This window comes from Xanthocytophaga agilis, assembly GCF_030068605.1.
In the GTDB taxonomy this organism is placed as follows: Bacteria; Bacteroidota; Bacteroidia; order Cytophagales; family 172606-1; genus Xanthocytophaga; species Xanthocytophaga agilis.
This window is the reverse complement of sequence record NZ_JASJOU010000001.1, coordinates 1,451,351-1,471,195: the sequence shown is the minus strand read 5'-3', so window position 1 is coordinate 1,471,195 and position 19,845 is coordinate 1,451,351. Positions and strand designations below refer to the sequence as shown.

At 39.2% G+C, this 19,845-nt stretch carries 15 protein-coding genes and 2 CRISPR repeat arrays (1 of these 17 running past the window's edge); of the genes, 4 read left to right on the top strand and 11 right to left on the bottom strand.

Going from position 1 to position 19,845, the window contains the following annotated elements; genetic code table 11:
- A CRISPR array of direct repeats spans positions 1-179; the repeat unit is 30 nt; unit sequence ATTTCAATTCCTTACTGGTACAATTAAGAT; it reaches 1,106 nt to the left of the window's first position.
- Between the two features lie 212 nt (positions 180-391).
- Together cas2 and cas1b are read right to left on the bottom strand one after the other, a co-directional pair.
- The gene (gene cas2 / locus QNI22_RS06085; RefSeq protein ID WP_313988656.1) at positions 392-655 is read right to left on the bottom strand and encodes a CRISPR-associated endonuclease Cas2; all 264 of its coding nucleotides are present in this window, start codon (positions 653-655) and stop codon (positions 392-394) included.
- Positions 656-659: 4 nt separating this feature from the next.
- Entirely contained in the window at positions 660-1,664 is a 1,005-nt protein-coding gene (gene cas1b / locus QNI22_RS06080; protein ID WP_314509734.1) for a type I-B CRISPR-associated endonuclease Cas1b, read from the bottom strand.
- A gap of 782 nt (positions 1,665-2,446) precedes the next feature.
- On the opposite strand from cas1b, the gene QNI22_RS06075 reads away from it, so the two are divergent.
- Positions 2,447-2,698: a hypothetical protein gene (locus QNI22_RS06075; RefSeq protein WP_313988662.1), complete on the top strand. Its 252-nt coding sequence runs from the start codon at positions 2,447-2,449 to the stop codon at positions 2,696-2,698.
- Here the strand turns inward: QNI22_RS06075 and QNI22_RS06070 are convergent.
- Genes QNI22_RS06070 through QNI22_RS06050 form a run of 5 tightly spaced genes read right to left on the bottom strand, consistent with a single transcriptional unit; the run spans position 2,677 to position 8,713 of the window.
- The gene (locus tag QNI22_RS06070) at positions 2,677-3,189 is read right to left on the bottom strand and encodes a CRISPR-associated protein Cas4 (protein WP_314509733.1); all 513 of its coding nucleotides are present in this window, start codon (positions 3,187-3,189) and stop codon (positions 2,677-2,679) included. The genes QNI22_RS06075 and QNI22_RS06070 overlap by 22 nt on opposite strands.
- Before the next feature lie 2 nt (positions 3,190-3,191).
- Entirely contained in the window at positions 3,192-5,549 is a 2,358-nt protein-coding gene (cas3, locus tag QNI22_RS06065) for a CRISPR-associated helicase Cas3' (RefSeq protein ID WP_314509732.1), read from the bottom strand.
- Positions 5,542-6,201: a type I-B CRISPR-associated protein Cas5b gene (gene cas5b / locus QNI22_RS06060; RefSeq protein ID WP_313988669.1), complete on the bottom strand. Its 660-nt coding sequence runs from the start codon at positions 6,199-6,201 to the stop codon at positions 5,542-5,544. Before cas5b ends, cas3 begins: the two co-directional genes overlap by 8 nt.
- Positions 6,201-7,289, bottom strand: coding sequence for a type I-B CRISPR-associated protein Cas7/Cst2/DevR (gene cas7i / locus QNI22_RS06055; protein WP_314509731.1), 1,089 nt, complete (start codon positions 7,287-7,289; stop codon positions 6,201-6,203). The genes cas5b and cas7i overlap by 1 nt, the downstream gene beginning before the upstream one ends.
- A 2-nt stretch (positions 7,290-7,291) precedes the next feature.
- Positions 7,292-8,713, bottom strand: a complete 1,422-nt coding sequence (locus QNI22_RS06050; RefSeq protein WP_314509730.1) for a type I-B CRISPR-associated protein Cas8b1/Cst1 — start codon at positions 8,711-8,713, stop codon at positions 7,292-7,294.
- A 17-nt stretch (positions 8,714-8,730) separates the two neighbouring features.
- Between QNI22_RS06050 and QNI22_RS06045 the strand changes: the two genes are divergently transcribed.
- Positions 8,731-8,922: a hypothetical protein gene (locus tag QNI22_RS06045; protein WP_314509729.1), complete on the top strand. Its 192-nt coding sequence runs from the start codon at positions 8,731-8,733 to the stop codon at positions 8,920-8,922.
- A gap of 8 nt (positions 8,923-8,930) precedes the next feature.
- On the opposite strand, the gene cas6 is transcribed toward QNI22_RS06045, so the two are convergent.
- Positions 8,931-9,710 (bottom strand): CRISPR-associated endoribonuclease Cas6, encoded by a 780-nt coding sequence (gene cas6, locus QNI22_RS06040; RefSeq protein ID WP_314509728.1) that lies wholly within the window; start codon positions 9,708-9,710, stop codon positions 8,931-8,933.
- A 98-nt stretch (positions 9,711-9,808) separates the two neighbouring features.
- Positions 9,809-10,753 carry a helix-turn-helix transcriptional regulator gene (locus QNI22_RS06035; RefSeq protein WP_314509727.1) on the bottom strand — a complete coding sequence of 315 codons (945 nt, stop codon included), beginning with the start codon at positions 10,751-10,753 and terminating at the stop codon, positions 9,809-9,811.
- 458 nt (positions 10,754-11,211) lie between these two features.
- Positions 11,212-12,167: a CRISPR direct-repeat array (repeat unit 31 nt; unit sequence GATCTTAATTGTACCATATAGGAATTGAAAT).
- Positions 12,168-12,212: 45 nt separating this feature from the next.
- Between QNI22_RS06035 and QNI22_RS06030 the strand changes: the two genes are divergently transcribed.
- The gene (locus QNI22_RS06030; protein WP_314509726.1) at positions 12,213-12,512 is read left to right on the top strand and encodes a hypothetical protein; all 300 of its coding nucleotides are present in this window, start codon (positions 12,213-12,215) and stop codon (positions 12,510-12,512) included.
- A 955-nt stretch (positions 12,513-13,467) separates the two neighbouring features.
- Here QNI22_RS06030 and QNI22_RS06025 read toward each other — a convergent pair.
- Together QNI22_RS06025 and QNI22_RS06020 are read right to left on the bottom strand one after the other, a co-directional pair.
- Positions 13,468-14,385 carry a tetratricopeptide repeat protein gene (locus tag QNI22_RS06025; protein ID WP_314509725.1) on the bottom strand — a complete coding sequence of 306 codons (918 nt, stop codon included), beginning with the start codon at positions 14,383-14,385 and terminating at the stop codon, positions 13,468-13,470.
- 262 nt (positions 14,386-14,647) lie between these two features.
- On the bottom strand, positions 14,648-15,631 hold the full coding sequence (locus tag QNI22_RS06020; protein WP_314509723.1) for a family 43 glycosylhydrolase: 984 nt from the start codon (positions 15,629-15,631) through the stop codon (positions 14,648-14,650).
- A 306-nt stretch (positions 15,632-15,937) separates the two neighbouring features.
- On the opposite strand from QNI22_RS06020, the gene QNI22_RS06015 reads away from it, so the two are divergent.
- Positions 15,938-19,705, top strand: coding sequence for a DUF7619 domain-containing protein (locus QNI22_RS06015; protein ID WP_314509722.1), 3,768 nt, complete (start codon positions 15,938-15,940; stop codon positions 19,703-19,705).
- The last annotated feature ends 140 nt before the right edge of the window (positions 19,706-19,845 follow it).

The window sequence follows — 19,845 nt, the reverse complement described above, 5'->3', positions numbered from 1 at the left end:
TGACTTGATCGCATAATAATTTCAATTCCTTACTGGTACAATTAAGATCAAATGGACAGCTATTGGATTGTCCCCTGTCGATCATTTCAATTCCTTACTGGTACAATTAAGATATCGTATATGCCACCTATACCGAACATGGCATGTTAATTTCAATTCCTTACTGGTACAATTAAGATCCGTTAAAAACGGAACTAAAAATAGCGTTTTCATCATAAAAACGCAGCTTTTGTAATTTGTTTTTTCGTAAAAAGTCGTCGATGTGTAATACTACGATTGACCCAGGGGTTCGACGACTTGTTGATAGTCAATATGTTATGTGTATTTGTAAGGGTTTTGCGGCATGCAAGTACTTTAATTGTACATACCTAAACTACCGATCGACGACTTTTTAGAGAAAATGGTCCGTATCGTTTTTCGTTAGGCCAATCACTTCCTTGTCCAGCCAGCGTTGTTCACGGCTTTTAAAGATAATCAGGCTGTCGGTATCTTGGTCCATAATCAGGCTGGCTTTGGCTTTAAGTTCTTTTAGCTTTACCTCACTAATCTCACCTTCAAACACTGAGTTCTGAATCCAGTTCAGATACTGGCGACATAACTTCAGCATTTTACCAACCCGTTTTTCGCCTACATCATATACCAGTACTATATACATTCGCTTACCACCAGGCTTTAAAGGGTTTATAAGGCTCAATACGCAGAATGTGTTTGGCTAGCTTATAACATTCCAGTTTGATGAGGTGTTTGTAGCTGACACTTCGTCCCAGACTGCGGTGCTGGATCGTTTCGCGAAGCTTTTCATCCCAGGCTTTGACAAACGCTTGGCGGGCATGTGGTTTCAGGATACAACGATTCAGGTTTATGTCAAAATCTTTGGCCTGTAGCTGCTTTTTGTTTAATACTGAAAATACCAGCCTGTCTACCAGTATCGGTTTAAACACCTCTGCAATATCCAGTGCCAGCGAATAACGGCGTGTACCCGGTTCGTGCAAAAAGCTGATGGTTGGATTAAGCTGGGTGTGATAGATCTGGTCGAGGCAGGCGGTATAACAGAGCATGTTACCTAATGAGATCAGGGCGTTGACCTCGTTGGAAGGAGGCTGTTTGGTACGATTGCCCATTTCAAATCCATTGATGATGTTGTCAAATGCCGCATAGTAATTCTGACGGATGTTACCCTCTGTACCCATTAGGGCCGCTACATCGGTAGCCAACGGAATCTGGCTGATATGATTTTCGATAGCTGTTAGTGGCAGATCCAGGTCACGTTGACGGTTGTGGTAATAGCGCAGATTACGGAGCATATTGTTAGCTCCCCCTTCTACAAAAGTACGGGCTAATTCCAGTCGGGCCGATTTGCGCAGGTACGCACGTGTTTGTTCAACCTGCATTTTGCCTGCCAGCAGGTAGTCTTTGGGCATGAACGAACCTGTATAGTGCTCATAGTAATCAAAGAAATGTACCGCTACATTCTGTTTGCCCAGAAAGGTAAAGAGGGCACTGTTGGCATCCAGGTTACCAAATACATAAAACTGGCTGACATCCTCTACCGGAATGTATTTAGGAGGTGATTCGTTGCCATCCGCATCGATAGGAGTAAACTTCAGGGTGTTGTCTTTCCGGCTCAACCGTCCGGGGTTGAATAGGTAATAGGTTTTTGACATGGGTGTATATGTTTAAGATCCCAACAATGTAGGGGCGCACCTGCGTGTGCGCCCGGATTCGTGCAGGGAATGTTCGGATTTGTAAACCAGCATTGTACCCTGTAGGGGCGACTGGCGGTCGCCCTGGTTCCCGCAAACCCTGCCTGGGATATTCCGACCCTGTAGGGGCGCACCCATGTGTCTTATCATGTCCCATATCTTTTCTGGAAATAAAGAAAATTTCTGGCGCAAGCGTCCGCTTGTGCCCATTTTGAGAGCAGCGTCCGCTGCGTTGGTGGGTAAAACCTTGTTTAGGTACTATCACAAACCTGAACAAGTATCAATTTGCCCCAACGCAACGGACGTTGCTTTCAATATAGGTCCGAACGGACGTTCGAACCAGCGTCTTTCTTTTTAAAACCTTCATTTCCAGAAAAGATATGGGACACGATAAGACCCATGGCCCAGTTTCCATATGCAAATGATCGGGTTTAAGAGACAAATCCTTCGGATATCTATGTTGTGTCTGTGGGAATGTGGGCGACCGCCAGTCGCCCCTACAGTATCAATACATGAAACTACATTCTGTACCAGCTCTCAGTCTTTCTATAACCGCCTTATCCTCAGTCAGAAAAATGAATTTTTATAGTACATGCTATATTCTTTTTCTTTACCTTCACTATACGATTCTTGCTGGTTCAATCAGAATATCCAAAAGGTTGTTTACTCAGCAACTGAAACAATGATTGTCTAAGCCGGATGTGATACAGTATTTTTCAACCTGTTTAATCCTGAATTAGCTTATGGTGACTCCAAATCAAGCCGATCTGATCAAATTGATCTGCCGCACGCTGGAACGGATTTCAGACGCGGAGCAGATGATTGGAAATCTGCAAATCGAAACCGAATCGGAAACCAATCTTTCTCTGAGGCAATACAAACACCTGAAGGCCCGTCTGACCAAAGATCTTCATGGACTGCTCCAAAAGTTTGATGGAAACCTGCATGTGCAATACATTGAACGAGTGGAGGCTTACTCAGCCTCTGCTACATAACAAAACTCGTAATACGAACATTTTTTGCATAGCGCCTTTTGAATACGGGGCGGACAGGTCTGTGACTCAATCAGGACTTGTACGCCCTTTTCCCATTCCGCCACCTGTAGTCGGTCGGCGTGGGTGAGGGGAGGGATAAGCTCAGTCTTACGCAGCTTCGGATATTCCAGTATAGCCGATGTGCCTGCGATGCCGTTTCGTTCGAGTACATACTGGTAATACCGTACCTGTGCTATATGCGCTTGCTCTGCCTTGTCCGACTTCTTGGTTTCATGAATCACCCTTGCCTTCGCATCAAAAAAGTCGATCTTAATCCCTTCCATTTCCAGCTGTGTATACCGTTCCGCTCGTTGCTGATAGGTAGTCTCCCCAATCAGCTTGCCCTCGTAAACAGTATCTGACGTGTGCTCCATCTGAATGTTGTTATGAAACAACCAAAGCTTGCGATGGCAGAGGAGGTAGTAGCCTATGTGAGTGGCAGTGATAGACATAGTTAAATGATTACACTAGGATCATTCCATTGTTCTTGTTCATCATACAGTAAACCTAATTCAGGATCATATTTTTTCTGAATAGTCCAGTATTCAATAGTTATTGGATCGCCTTTTTTAGTTTGAATAACAAATGCTTCTTTAGAAAAATTGTCATCTCGTTCATTGTTCAGTTGTGCAAACTTGTTTTTTCTAATCTGGACCTTCAGACTTTCTGCTTTAATGAAATTAAACTCACTCAGATAGCCGATAAATCTTTCTTTCAAACCGATAGGTAAAACCTTAATACCATCAAATTGCTTGTAAAACTCCTCTTCAGAACGATTTGAGTGAACTAAAGGCGCTAATTGACTAACTGAGGCTTTGAGGAAAAAATAGACGAAATCAAACTTCTCTTTACTCTTTGTATCCCAATCAGGATAAACTTCATCTATCAATCTTTGCAACTTCTGTTCTTTTACAATGCCATTATCTTCTTTGATAATAGTTTCAAACGCTGCAATTGTTCTTTTTATATTTTCAGCAGAATAGATATAAAAGTCAGTAGGATTGCTTTGTTGAAACACATAAACAGGACAAATACCTTTTATTCTTCTTCTATTGATACGCCCAAACCTTTGTACTAATGCATCTATTGGAGCAGGTTCAGTGTAGATAACATCATAGTCAATGTCCAAACTAACCTCAATTGCTTGAGTTCCAACCAGAAGTTGAATAGGATCATTCTGATCTTGTTCTCCTTGTTTTAGTGTTTTTTCATGTTCAGTCCGGTTTTCACCGTTGAAAGCACTATGCAATAAAACAGATCTTGTTGCATAGGGTTTGAGAGATGTATAAACAGACTGAGCTTGTTTGACTGTATTACATACAACCAATACTTTAGTCCCTTTCTGTAAGTCAAGCTGGATTTGTTCCAGATTGTCACTCAACAATCCATGTTGTAAGCGGATCTGATGCCGATCAAAACTATCGTATAATTCCTGAGTAGCTTTTATTTCAGTATATGATCCAATAGCTGTTTCAATTTCTTTCTTTAAGAAAGAAGGCAATGTCGCTGTCATCACCATAACTTTTACCTTCAGATATTGAGTCGCATATTCCAGCAATACTTTTATCTGGGCAAATGTCTCTGGCGCATAGGCATGTATCTCATCAAATATGAAATAGCTACCTACCATTTCAAACAATCCTTGCTCAAAGCCTTTTAATCCAAAGAGATTTTTTAAAAGCTGGAAAGGTGTGATGACTTTGAGAGGTGTATAAATAGTACGAAATTTATGTTTGAGTTCTTCTATTTTCTCTTTGCGTACATTATTGGCATACTGGAAATCATCAAAATAGTCATATAGATAGTCACTTAACTTTCCATGTAGCATTCCCACTTTCTCCTGATCTCCCAAGCCCTTTTCCGTACTTCCCAATCGTTCAAACATAGCATTAATGGATGCAGTAAAGGGAAGTATATAAAAGACTCTTCCTTGACCAGATAAGTGCATTTGCTTTTTTAGCCAGAGCATTGCACTTTCGGTTTTCCCAGATCCAGTAGGAGCTGTTAATATCAGATTCCCTTGTATTTCTCCTGCTGCAATCTGATGTTGGTGAAAATCCCCATTCTTTATTTGAAGCTCCTTTTGTTGTTTATCCAGAAAGGCAAAATCATCAGGTACAATATTTTGAATAGATGTAAGTCTGGCAGATCCTAAATGGTCGCAATGTTTTAGTGCTCCAAACAATAATAATAACTCAAAGTAATCCGCATCATTTACTTTGATCAAGCCAGTAGTTGCTTTATTGAGGTAATTTGTAATGAGTTTGCCTGGATGTTTGGCAATGGGTAAATTTAATTTGAATGTATATTCTTTCTCAACAAGTTCGTGAATCAGTTTTACAAGAACATTCTTCTTAAACTCATTCACAAAATCCAGCCTTTCAGACTCTTCCCAATCATCCTCATCACTATTTTCTTTCTTGTAGCTTTTAGAAATGTACTTTAAATTTAGCTTGTCAAAATCTTTGTGGTGACCTGCAATTACCAGACGCATCAATTTTTTCTGGCTTTCCTCTAGTTCAAAACCTTCAATAAAGGGTAATGAAAACAATTCATGTCTTTGTCCGAGCCAGTTGTTAGGTGCTCCGGATAGAATATTCTGAAATTCCACATGTCCCTTTCCAAGATCATGAAAAATGATACACTTTCTCAATAATTCCCAAAATGGGAAGCGAATAGTATCTAGATGATTAACCTGAGGAAAAGACCTTTCCAGGAATGAGGCAATTAACAGGCAATCATCAATATGTATTTTAAGTGTAATACGAGGCTCCCCTGATTTAGCCAAAATATCGGTATATGAGCTAGTCATAGACTGAAAAATCTAGATCATGAAAAAAGACATCCACATTTAGTTCTTCATCTCTAAAAGCAGTTAGTTGACCAACGATGTTAGAGTTGTGATTGATAATAGAAAAAGGTTGTGTACCCAGATTTTGTCTTGGAATAGTATCTGTGAAATAAGTGGGTAAGGCCTGCACTACACCCGGCAAACGATATTTTAGTAAGGGAACAATTTGTCCTTTTATATTTACATCTGTAGCGACTTCCTGTAGTTGAATCTTTTTGATACTTCTATTATCAACAGATGCCAAATCATTCATACGGCCTAATACAAGAGGATAATAGGGTTGTCGAAAATAATTGACAATTTGCTCATCCTCTACATATAGACGTAAAAAGGCATCAAATAAGAATTCACGACGAATGACATTGGATTTGGCATCACGTCGATTTTTATCAACCTGATAAATGGTTTCCAGATCTGTTGCTTTGGCTCCATACTGGAAGTAATAGCCAATTTTAAACTTCTGATGGTTTACATATGATCCAGCAGCAGCGTTGATCAGTCCTAAAATAGTACTTAGAGGAGGTACTTCTAAAGTAGGTTGTACTCCACTAATAAGATTAGGGTAACGGAAGCTGGCTGTCCAGCTCCGTATATCTATTTTGAATACTTCCATCAGTTAAGTTGGGTTTCCAGTTGAGAGCAATACAAATCAATAGCTTCGTTGATAGAATGTAACTTGACATTAGAAAACTTCTCGGAAAGTTTTTCCAGATCTGACTTATACTCTTCCATGAAACCACTTCTTCGTCCTATAAACACTGTGCCTTCAAACTGGTCTTTATAGTCATTCAGTACTTCTTCTATCCCTTCAACATTCAATAAAACTCGATCATTATTAACCCCATCATTGATCGCAACATGAGAAAATGGATGATTACCAGTTGTCATAGTTGCCAGGATAATAAATTTAGGTGTCACATCACCCATATTATCTGTTTGCATAGCACCACCAGAAATCGTTTTAAGCGCTTTAATTGTATCAGTTATACGCTTAATGCGTGTTTCTTTAGGTAGCTGTACTAGTTTCTGAGCATTGCCTTTACTATCCTTTACAAACAAATCATCTATCTCCTTACTACCATTTTGTAAAGCTGTCTTTTTGAGATCCTCTGTCAGATTTTTAAATCCGGTTTTATTATAGGTTGCGAAAGTGCCTACTTGTGCCAGATCCAATGAGAACATTCCTTTCATGATAGCACTATATTCTTCCTTGCTATAGGGAACAGAATCACCTTCCTGCCGAGCCATACTAGACCAGTTTTCTGCAGTTCGAACAGAACCAACAGAAATAATTGCTGAGTTCTTTAAAGGTGAAACCCGTGTTACTGTGACATCCTCTTTTTTCTCTTTTCCTTTTGTATCTAAAACTGGATTACCTTGTTCATCTCGTACTATATCTTTAGCCGCTTTCATAAACCCAAATACATCATCATCTGCATATTGAACAGGGTTGGCAGCGGTGAAAGCAATTTTATTATCACGTGTAATAGGAGAGAGCAACCATTGATGATTCTTTTGCAAAGCATCTCTCCACCAATATCGCCAGGCTTGACCTGAGACATATGTATAGGTTCTGCCGTTTTTATTGATTTTTTTTGTTGCAACCGCATTATCAAAGTTGCTGGTGGTGCTTTTACCTGCATTGTTGAGTGCTACAACATCAACATCCAATAGAATAAATCCTTGTGTTTTCAGATTCATTGTTAATTAAGGTTTTGAGGTTCAGTGTCTTCTTCTGTAATTTCAACTTCGACTTTGATATTTGTTTCATGAAGCTTTTGATAAATAGCAATCAGGAGCAGATCCCGAAGTTCTCGCCAGTTTGTACCATCGGGGAAGAGATAGCTTACAAACTCTTCCAGAGTAATGAGAGGTTTTTGTACTCCTTTATTGTAATTGTCTGCAATTAATTTAAGCAGATATTGTCGAAGACCCTGACTTGATTTTTCACCATTTAATCGAGTGATTGATTTTTTTATAGTATCCTCATCCCGATCAATGACTATAAAGTCAGCAAGCTCTTTAATTTTCTCAATCGTTTTTTTGTCCATATTCTTTAAGCGGATTTGATAAGTTTCAACAATCTTGAAATTGAATCTGTGTTTGATACTCCAGTTTAAAATCTCACGAAGGATAGACTGATTAAACAGTAGTTTGTCATAGATGAGGTTGCGCCAGGTTTTAAACCTGTCATAGCTGAAAGAATCTTTCTGGTCCTGCCATTCTCCTGTTTGCTCATTAAATTTGCCTTCTTTTACTTTAGAATTGCGATAATGAGCATATACAAAGTTTTTCCAATCTGTTTGCAGAAGAGGACTTAAACAATAAGAATAGAATTTGAAAACATTGGCAGGCAATTGATATAGTTCTACTTCTGGCTTTGCTGCGAAATTTGTAAAATGATAAAGATTGAGCATAACGTCTTTCTTTTCTATTTCAGCTTCATCTCCTAATGCTGTTTTAATATTTTGAATACACTTATCGGCAAAGCCGAACATTGCATTAGAAGGCTGATTAAATTCAGATTTAAGTACACTTTTAGATTGTTTTGCACCTAACTCCTGAAAGTTTTTAGCAGTGTTTAAATGGGCAAAGTATTGAGAAACTAGTTCATAGTTGCTGTTTATCAGAGCAACCTTATCACCTAATTGTACCAAGCCAAATGGGATAAAAAAAATGCGAATTAATACTTCCTTCGATAAATAAATTCCTGCTTCAAAGCTATGGTGGAAATTGATAAAAGTTCCAGATCCAGAAAGAATATGATTATCTCTTCCTGCAGAAAATAACTTTGTTTTTTTTCCGGAAATACGGCAATACCCACTTTGAAAAGGAATTGTTTCATTAATCAAGCCTTTGTAAAAGTTCAGTGTTTCTATTAACTTTTTGTTGTTGTCGTATGCAGCTTGAGTAATAGTTGAGTTAAGAAAAAAAGCATGTAAGCCTGCATTCCAATCATTTACATATATCTTGGCTATTTTCTCAATGATTTCCAGTAGATTATTGTCTTTAAAATCATCTTGGTTACTTAGATATTTTATGACATAGCCCCCCACATCAGCAAATGGATCACCTGTTGTTTCGATTAGGGATTGATAGTCAATTTTTTCTATACTTGTATTCATGTTTTTAGTATAACATTATGTTTAACAAAGAGTCATACAATCAAACTTTTGACGATCGCAATCTTCCTGTCAATCCTATATCCAAACTTTCTGATGAACAGGCAGAAAAGCTTGAACAGGTTGCTATGACGTTACTACAGGAGGAATGGAAAAAACTTCGTGATGAAAAGCCCTATCTTTTCTCATCTGACAAACAGAACAACCAATAACTAGTCACTTATCCCTTCACCTCACAACACCCAAATCCCTCCGCATTGTATCTGCCAAATCCTCCGAGTAAGCCGATTTCCAGTAGTTCACGAGGAGCGGTGAGTTCGAAGTCAAACAGATAACCTTTTATCTTGGTCGCTTCTGGTGAATGATCTTTCAATGTTACCAGTCGAGCTTTGGGTGCTGCACTCAGCAAGCGAAACTCCATAGGTACATCCGTCCAACTGGCTTGTAAAGACTGTCCACTGGCAATGTACTTATCGAGCAAGTTGGTAAACAGCAATTCCTGATAGCCTTCCTGAAGAGGCGAAAAGTAGTCGTCATGTCCACGGTCGTTTTTACGACTGACTACCAGCGGAGACAACGTACGCAGGTGCACTGTTTCGGACGGTATCTGCCAGGCCAGACTTTCGACCTGCTTTACCCGAAAATCTACCTGTGACACTTTATCTCCCAACCGAAACTCCTGTTCGGCAAACAAACCCATCACAAAGTTTTCCGCCGCCTTATCGGTGTAAAAAGACACCATAAGACCTACTTCGTCTGAGAGCACTGCAATCCGGTCACTTCCTTTTCGGATATCGAAACGAGGGATCTGCAAAGCGGAGAAGGTAAAGAACTTAAATCGCTTATGCCCCGCAGAGTATCCACTATTATGCAGAAAATCAGCATATGTCTCATCCGCTTTGCCTATCACTTTGTATATCCATGACGACAACGGATAGGCATAGTTAATCGGCAATGTTGATTGGCTTCCGGTTTTTTGTAAGGTTAGTTTCAGTCGCATAGGTCAGATCAGAAGTTCGTTGGAAGTGCTTTTATGCGTTTGTTGATCACAAAGTTGTGGAGGCATCCCGCCAAAACGTTGCGGAGTAGAAAAGTTTTTTATATTTTTTCATTGATAGCCATTACAGCATACTTCGCAATGGCTTTTTGCAGACGGGATTTTATCTTTTCCCGCAGCGAATCCGGCGCTAGTACCTCAACCTCTTCACCATAGGCTAGAATTTCCCGCTCCAGTTCATGATTGGGCGTTACAATGAGTTTAATGATCAGGTGAGTAGGAGTATCTTCTACAATTTGCTGTGAAGAATGCATCGGAAGAGACTTGACATATTTTCCTTCCTGAGCTGTAAATCGTAGTAGTACCTCCTTCTCTTCTTCATCCGATGGAGTCGTCACGCCAATAACATGATTGCGGTAATTGCGGCATTGATCTGCCCGATTGGTAGTAAAGGTCTGATCTGTAACCATAAGTTTACGCATACGGTCCAATCCAAACGTGCGCAGGCTCTGTGCTGTATGACAATAGGCCGCCAGATACCATCTGTTTCGATATTCAAACAACAAACCAGGTTCGACAATCCGATCTTTTGTCTCATCACTGGTATAAGGACGGTACGTAAACTGAATCACCCGACTGGCGAGCATGGCGTTCCATATATCCGATAGCAACTCCAATCCTGAAAACTGACTATTCCCTTCCAGTTGCAGATAACGTGAGGCAGAGTGCTTGCCTCCAATCGACTCAGAAAGAAACTCCAATCGTTCGCGCCGTTCCAGCAGGTTTACAAATTTGGGAAATTCGCTGACATCTTCGTCTGGGGGAATATCCAGGTAGTACCCTTTTCGTTTAGTATCATACCGGACGTGTATCCCATATTCGTCCCGTAAATGTTTTCTATCCCATTCCAAGGTTCGTTCGGCTGCTGCATCGATGCCATATTCCCGAAGTCTGTCTTCTATAGTCTTTTGAGAAGGGTACGTATAGGGCTTCTCTACCATATGTATAAGACGAAGCTGTCGACGTAGAATAATCGATTTTTTCATACGAATGAATGGGAATGGAAAGTGTATCCAGGTTACATTTTACTAACTAGCGTTAAATAACATATAGATCTACTTTGTTAAAAGGGTATTTTTACCCTTTTTTACTAGTAGTTCTGTAAGATTTTATATTTTCAGTTTATTGTGAATGAGTAATTACAGAACTTTACTCAGAAAGAGCGTCTTACTACTTTCTTGCCTGCCTTTGAATAGGAGACCGAAGAGTTAAAAATGTGGAGAGAGTTTTTGGTAATGTCGTCGACCGGCAAAAAAGTCTATGTTGATTCAACCAAGAAAGCATTCTAACGGGCTATTTTTAAAGGTAATTGTCTGGTAGTCAGCGAGTCGTCGAACCCCTGGGTCAATTATAGTATTACACATCGACGACTTTTTACGAAAAAACAAATTATAAAAGCTGCGTTTTTGTGCTGAAAACGCTATTTTTAGCTTCGTTTCTAACGGATCTTAATTGTACCATATAGGAATTGAAATGATCCTGCAATGATTAATATTGTTGACATCGCTCATGATCTTAATTGTACCATATAGGAATTGAAATCGACCTTCTATAGCCTATCTGATGATCGTTATCCAGATCTTAATTGTACCATATAGGAATTGAAATGAAGGAGAGAATTTGCTGAAGTATTGGGACGATGCAATCTTAATTGTACCATATAGGAATTGAAATACATAAAAGAGGACACGATATCTTTCCGTATGATCAAATCTTAATTGTACCATATAGGAATTGAAATGAGGTAGCCAGAGACCTCTCACACTAGACGAGCAGGATCTTAATTGTACCATATAGGAATTGAAATGAGGTAGCCAGAGACCTCTCACACTAGACGAGCAGGATCTTAATTGTACCATATAGGAATTGAAATGAGGTAGCCAGAGACCTCTCACACTAGACGAGCAGGATCTTAATTGTACCATATAGGAATTGAAATTTTCCTGAATGGTAGTGCAGCATAAGTATGCAAGAGATCTTAATTGTACCATATAGGAATTGAAATGCAAGTATAAATTGAAAAGACACACTTCCCTGTGGATCTTAATTGTACCATATAGGAATTGAAATTTATTGCCAAGCTATTAGGACACGTGGACTTGAAAAATCTTAATTGTACCATATAGGAATTGAAATGCATGATCGGTAGGTTAAAGAGAGGGTCTTCATCTGATCTTAATTGTACCATATAGGAATTGAAATTTTGGTAGTGTGCATACGCTAAGCGAGAAAGCGTTTATCTTAATTGTACCATATAGGAATTGAAATTTAGAATGTATACCTGCTTTTGCATGAGCGTTCTTTATCTTAATTGTACCATAGAGGAATTGAAATGTATGCTAAAAAGCTGTATAGTTATAATATTACGAAATCTTAATTGTACCATATAGGAATCCTATGCGAATTATAAAATCTATACTCCTGATCAGCTTTCTGCTATTTTCTTTGCCCTCTTATTGTACAGTTGATGCCTTAGCAGTTAATCATCTCACAAAAGAAGTATATGTGTTTGAAGAGTCTGAATATGCTGGAATAGGATGGGAGGTAGTAGCTGGAGAATCAGCTCTATGGGAAGAGCAGGAGAAGTATTTTTTAGCAAAGGGATATCGTTATACCACTACTCCTAATACAGTAGACAATATTTTTTTCAGTGTTTTACTCAACATTGTGGGACTTTTGATAATTATTTGGCTAAAGAGGATTCGATTTGGTACAAAGTATAAAATGATCTTCAAACGAATTTGAATGGGTCTCTACTAGCTGTTGTTTTATAGTAAACCATACCACATTAACAATCCCGAAATAGATACATATATTTATATGATCCTCAAAGAACTAAAAGCCTATTCATTTTTGGGTAGCCACCATCAATGAAGGTTACTTGTTACGTTGATAAATTACTCTAGGGATTATTGGTTCATTGGTTCACTCTCCTATAGGAGAGTGAACCAATGAACCAATAAATCTTATCCCTCCTTTTTGATCCAATAGTGAGCCAATAAATGAACCAATAATAAGTTGTAATGTATTGAAATAAAGTGTATTACAATTGTATTTAAAATGATGGATGAACCAATGATTTTATTAGTTCATATTGATCCGGCAAATGAACCAATGAATCGTTATGAAACACAATTGTCAGACATCGAAAAACCAAACCAATTAACTTTCATCTTCCCCCTTTTTGTCCTTTTAAAATATACTCCCTAACAAAACCGGTAGCCTTCCCAACTGGAGAATATTCTTTCGCTCATAAACCAAACATGGCACTAACTGCCTGCCACGCATCGGCGTGGGCGGGAAGATTCTTTCAGAAGGACAATAAAGAAATAAGAGGAAAAGAAACAACTTTCCTTAAGTGACAGCATTGAATGGAAACCCGCGCAAGAAACATCTTCATTTCCAGAAAAGATATCGGACATGATAAGGCATTTTGCTTGCGGTGAATTCCGCTCAAAAATTCTTTTGCCGTGAACTATGCGCAGAAGAGAAAGTGACCGGAGTTACGATCAAATTTTATTTTTGCCGTGAGTTATGCGCAAACAAAAAAATGATCGTAACTCCGATCAAAATAAAAAGTGATTGGAGTTATAGGCAAACTCTTCATTGATCAAACCGACAATCTTGCCTTCAGCAAAAATTAGTTTGCTGTGAACTATGCGCAGATAGGAAGTAGTTGCTACACATCAGTTGATAAGACCTATACTCGGTTTCTAAAAATAAAATAACCTGCTGCAAGGCTTATTATTAATGCTCCTGCAATCATATAGCTGCGATAGGGTGAGGACTGGTTGGGTAAAGTATCAGAGTCCTCATGTGTAATTTTTGGAGCTTTTGCTGAGGTAAGGGTATCTACCTTCTTTGCAGAAACGAGGCTAGCTTTGCCAATGATTGCGAGTAGTTCCTGATCTGACAGAATCGTACCTGGCATAGGTGTATGTGCATGAATCTGCTTGAACTTAAAGTATCTTTTGACAAATAGTTCACTTCTAAAACCATAACGATACGCAGCATTATAGGAGTATAATGCTTCTGTAACATCATCTGTAATAGCTTTCATACTACCTAGTTGGAATAATAGAAAGGCAACAATCGGTTCAGGCGCTTTTACAAACATCATACGTTCCTGAAGTTGATATGAAATATGATAGCGTAAATCCAAAAGCTTTTGTTTAGGTATGGAAGATTTAGGAATAGAATCATTACCTAAGTCTGTTCCCAGCATAAACCGACTGGTTAGGTAGGATAATCCTTTTAACTTTACTTCCAGAATCTTCAAATGTAACCACTCTGAACCTTCATGTGATTCCGGATTAAGGGTAATGCCTCTCTGTATCCAGTAATAAGCCGAATCATTTTTTCCTAACAGTTCATAGGCTGTTCCCAGATTAGCAGCAGTAGCGTATAGATTAGGTTGGATCTTCTCTATAGTAGAAAATACATTTTTCGCTTCCTTGTATCGACCCAGATACATAAGGATAACGCCATAGTCGGAATAGGCTTTTATATCGTGTGTATTTTTCCAAAGACTGTCCAGTTTTACCAGATCTTCCTTAAACCTTTTTATCTGATCTGGGTCTGTGAGGTCGTATCCTTCCTCAAATTCTATGCTCTGCATAATTTTTTTGCCATTCAGCAGAACATGATATTCATTGGCACATGCGTTTGTAGTTAAGTAAACACATGTTGTGAAGACAAAACATAAGAATCTTTTTAGCATAAAGGAATGAGGGAGCGTATGCTATTTATTCCAAAGAACAGAAGGAAGTAAACGTGGAGAAGTATATAAGCTGACTACGTATATGACTTACTATGTAGTCTAAACTTTTACAAATGCAGAACCCCAGTCGACTATCTGATTGGGGTTCTGCATTTGTGATTTACTTCTTCTTTACAAATGATTTGACGCCGGTTGGAGTGATCTTGCGGATATTACCTTTGGTATCAAAATTCAAGCTGTCGATACATAACTCCCGCAGTACATATTCTTTCTTTTGAGGAAAAATGCGATGATAGAGAATATAGTCCTGTCCCTTTTCCCTGAAAACTGTATGATGTCCCGGACCATAGGTAGTGCTATCAGCAGAGGTAGCCAGAATAGGACTTTCAGGACCTTCTGTCCATGGGCCAAACGGCGTTTTGCTTGTTGAATAGCGAACCTTGTAGGTAGCATCAATGGCTTTGCCATCCGAGTACATCAGATAATATAGGCCTTTGCGTTTGATCATATGTGGACCTTCAAAGTAGTTGGGAGGAGTAATGTCTTTTGGTGTTCCGTCAAACGAGATCATGTCGGGTTTGAGCTTAACTGCCAGACAGTGTCCATTGACCCAGTTTAAACCAGATCCCCAGTACAGATAGGCTTTTCCATCCTCATCAATAAAACAATCCGAATCGATGATATGAACACCAGGAGTAGAGTTGCCCGCCAGCAGAGGAGTATTATCTGACTTTGCGTTTTTCCATGGCCCTAACGGACTGTCACTCATACCTGCCCATATTTCACTTCCTACCGATACATACATATAAAACTTACCATTGGGCGCTTTCACTACGGATGGAGCCCATACCTTACTTCCATTGGATGTAGGACTGGTACACGCTTGTTTGGTAGGCCAGTTAATGTGTTTCTGCGTCCAGTTCACAAAGTCTGTTGACTCCCATACCGCCAGTTCGTCCCCTCCCCAGGGATCTATAGTTGCATAGATATAATAGTTGCCCTGATGTTTGATAATGCTGGGATCTGCAAAATATCCCTTGATAACCGGATTGGAAATAAAATCTTTTTTAACCTGGCTCCATGCATTGCCTGTTAGAAAAACAAATGCAAATAGAACACGAAATACAGTGCGGCTTACGATCATAAAGGATAGGTACTGAGTGAGAATACTATTTTGTGTTAATCATACACAATTCCCTGAAAAATACATAAGACTTTTTGTACTGTCAAATGGGACCGGCAATAGATAGTCTATATATACGTAAAGGAAATATGTGGCAGCACTATATTTATTGGCTAGAAGGGTAGCATTGAAAAGATTATGTTTTTTTCTAAGAAAATTGATTACTACTTCATAGAGAGTAGTATATATGTTCAGACAAAATAATCAGAGTGAAGGTTTAACACTCTGAAACAGGCTTTGAATAACTTTATTTTTGTAATTCATTCTATGATAAAAATTTTACCCCGTGTTATTTTATTTCTATTACTTTTTATAGGATTTACTTCAGAAGTATGGGCACAACAATATACATTTAAACGAACAGTTGGAAAAACAGGTGCAAGTAGACCTTCTGATATTGCCATGGATATAAATGGGGCAATATATGTAGCTAGTGAAGATCGTTCCATTATGAAATTAGGTGCTGACAGTCGGTTCTTGTTTATGGTAGGCTCATTTGGATCTCGGGTTGATGTGTTTGGAGGTACTAACCATATTGCAACCGATGCCCAAGGTAATCTTTGGGTAGCTGATAGTTACAAAAGTGTAATTCAAAAGTTTGATTCCAAAGGAAGTTTATTATTTCAGTTTGGTTCTAAAGGAACTGGAAATGGACAGCTTTCCAATCCAACCGCAATATTCGTTGACATACAAGGAAATATATGGGTTACAGATGAATCCAACCGCTTACAAAAGTTTGATGCTACTGGCAAATTCTTATTAAAAACAGGATCTGGAGGCTCTGCAGATGGACAGTTTATGTCTGCCAGTGGTATTACAGTAGACACTCAAGGAAATGTATGGGTAGCAGATTCCTATGCTCACCGTATTCAAAAGTTTAATTCTAGTGGTAAATTTTTGCTAAAAGTAGGATCAGAGGGATCTGGAAATGGACAATTCAATCATCCCTGGAGTGTTGCTGTTGATAGTAAAGGAAATGTTTGGGTGCTGGACAATGGAAATGGACGTATTCAGAAATTTGACGGCAATGGTAAATTTTTGCTAACTTCAGGAGAAGTAGGTTCAAATGATGGGCAATTAGCTAATCCCAAAGGGATGATTATAGATAAGCAAGATAATATATGGGTAGCGGATTGTAGTAATAATCGTGTTCAACGATTTGGCACAGATGGCAAGTTTCTTTCAAAGTTTGCTTCTCCTGCTTCAGATAATGGCTCTTACAGATATCCGGCGGGGGTAACTGTTGATAATTCTGGCAATACTTGGGTAGTAGATGAGGGTAATCATCGTATTCAGAAATTTGATCCGGATGGCAACTTTCTTTCTACGTTTGGATCGTTAGGTATGGCTGATACTCAATTAAACTATCCTCAGGATTTAACTCTGGATCGTCAGGGAAATGTTTGGATTACAAACTCCGGCAATCAAAAAATAAAGAAGTTTGATGCTACTGGTAACTTTCTATTTGCTTTTGGAGAAAAAGGAACGGGTAATGGTCAATTTATTTCTCCTCAAGGCATTTGTATAGATCGCCAGGATAATATCTGGATATCTGATAGAAACAATCATTGTGTCCAGAAGTTTGATAAAAATGGAAACTTTCTGCTTAAGGTTGGTAGTTCTCAGGGATCTGCAGATGGCCAGTTTGATCAGCCTCAGGGAATAAATGTGGATAGTAAAGGAAATATTTGGGTTGTAGATAACAATAATAATCGACTCCAGAAGTTTTCGTCAGATGGTAAATTTTTACTAAAGCTTAATTCCAATGGCGCAGGTGATGGCCAACTGAATTATCCGTCTGATGTAGCTGTTGACAATGAGGATAACATCTGGATTACAGATGTACAAAATCGACGCATTCAGAAGTTTGATCCTACAGGTAAATTCTTGTCAAAAATAGATCTACTCTCAATATCCATGCAACCGTATGCTATTGCCATTGACAAAGAAGGAGATGTTTACTGGACTAATAGCACTCTGGGGGTGATGGTTTATAGCACGGATCAGGTAGCATTTATCAATGGTACTATTTACTCAGATGCCAATCTGAATTGTAAGTTCGATGCCTCAGATAAGCCTCTTCAGGGAATAATAGTCAAAACAGAACCAGGCGATTACTTTGGGGTTACAGATAGAGAAGGCAATTATCGTATTGCTGTTCCGCTTGGAACCTATACTGTTAGCCAGATACTGAATACTGACAATGTGTTGTTACAGCCTGTTTGTCCGGTTAACAATATCTCTACTTCTGTGACACTTTCCAGCAAAGGAGAGCGTGTATCGAACATCAATTTTGGAAATACAGTCACGGCGATTCCTCACCTTACTATTGCAGTAAGCTCTGATCGCAGGCGCAGATGCTTTTCCAGTCAGACTGTTGTCACTTTCTCTAATACAGGCTATGCGGATGCTCAGGATGTGAAAGTGTATGTAAAAATGCCTGAAAATGTGATTCTTCAAACTGCTGACAAGCTATTTACAATAACTCCGGACTCTAGTTATGTGTTTTCTATAGAAACACTTGGTGCTAATCAAACAAGTACTATTCAAATCACTGATTCAGTAGCTTGTATAGCTGATATTACAGGTTTGACAGCTTGTACGAAAGTATGGATTACTCCGGCTAATGATTATACTTTACCGGAGAGTTCCACCTGGGATAAGTCAGATATTATGCTGACAGGTAAATGCGTAGAGAACGGACGCGTGCAAATGGTAATTAAGAACATCGGGCAGCCAATGGCCGATAGTGCGGAGTTTCGTATATTGCTCAATGCCCAACTGGCGTTGCGTAAAAACTATAAACTAGAGGCAGGAGATAGCCTGGTACTACGGATTCCTGCCAATGGCAAAACTGTCCGTCTGGAAGCGAATCAACGCCCTGACCATCCACGCAAATCACAAACAAACCTGACTATTGAAGGTTGTGTGGCTTCTATTAGTGATGTGGTCAGCAAGGGATTTGTAGACGCCTTGCCACAAGAAGACGCAGAACCCGAAGTAGCAGTCGAATGCTTACCTATCATTGACTCATTTGACCCTAATGATAAGTTGGTAAGTCCTGTAGGTACACCGAAAGACCATTATACACCGACAAATACGGAACTGAAATACACCATTCGCTTTCAGAATACAGGAACCGACTATGCCTACACAGTAACTGTCGTTGATACTCTTTCAGAGAGTTTGGATATTTCCACTCTACAGATGGGATCTGCTTCACATATGTATTCCTTGAAGGTTACAGGTAAGGGCCGTCCGGTATTGACCTGGACATTCAATACTATCAATCTACCTGATAGCACCCGTGATCAGGCTGGGAGTAATGGGTTTATTCAGTTTACCATTAAACCCAAAGCCAATCTGGCAGAAAAAGCACTAATTGAAAACTTTGCTGATATCTTCTTCGATTACAATGATCCTATACGGACCAATACCACAGCCAATGTCCTTTATGACGTACCACCAGTGATTGATCCACAAAATCAGTTGTCTGAGAAAGGAGTTGTATTCCTGCCTCCAACCATCAGCAGCTTTACTCCCGAAACTGCACAGACTGGTGAGCAGATCACTATTACTGGAACCAATTATCAGAATATACTGACTGATAATACTGTTACCATTAATGGAAAGACCGCTACTGTGGTTTCAGCTACAGAAACACAATTGATTGTGACCATCCCTACAGGAGTAACAGCTGGCAAGGTAAGTGTCACTACTCTTGGTGGAACTGCTACCAGTGAAACAGAATTTGTACTTAAGCCTACAGCTACTGAACAACCAGAATGGAGCCGACCGATTGTTATTTCACCAAATCCATCAGATGGCAGGTTTACGATTGACTTTTCTAAAGCCTCCACTCGGATACAAAACATCGACGTGTATAATAACTTGGGACAGAAAATATATACACAAGCTGTTTCGCAAAGTAGCTATCAGAAAGAACTGGATCTGTCGGGTAATGGCGTAGGGATTTATCTGGTTGTTTTCAAAACCGATAAAGGCAATGCCACTCGGAAAGTTATAGTGAAGTAAACAACTATCTGCTATCCTATATAGTATAGACATGATTCAACCCGAATATTGAGTAAAAGGATTTGACTTTGAAGCGGAATACATAGTAAAATAAATAAGCTACAAAGAGAGTTGCATTGACTTCAATCGTGAGTGGCAGT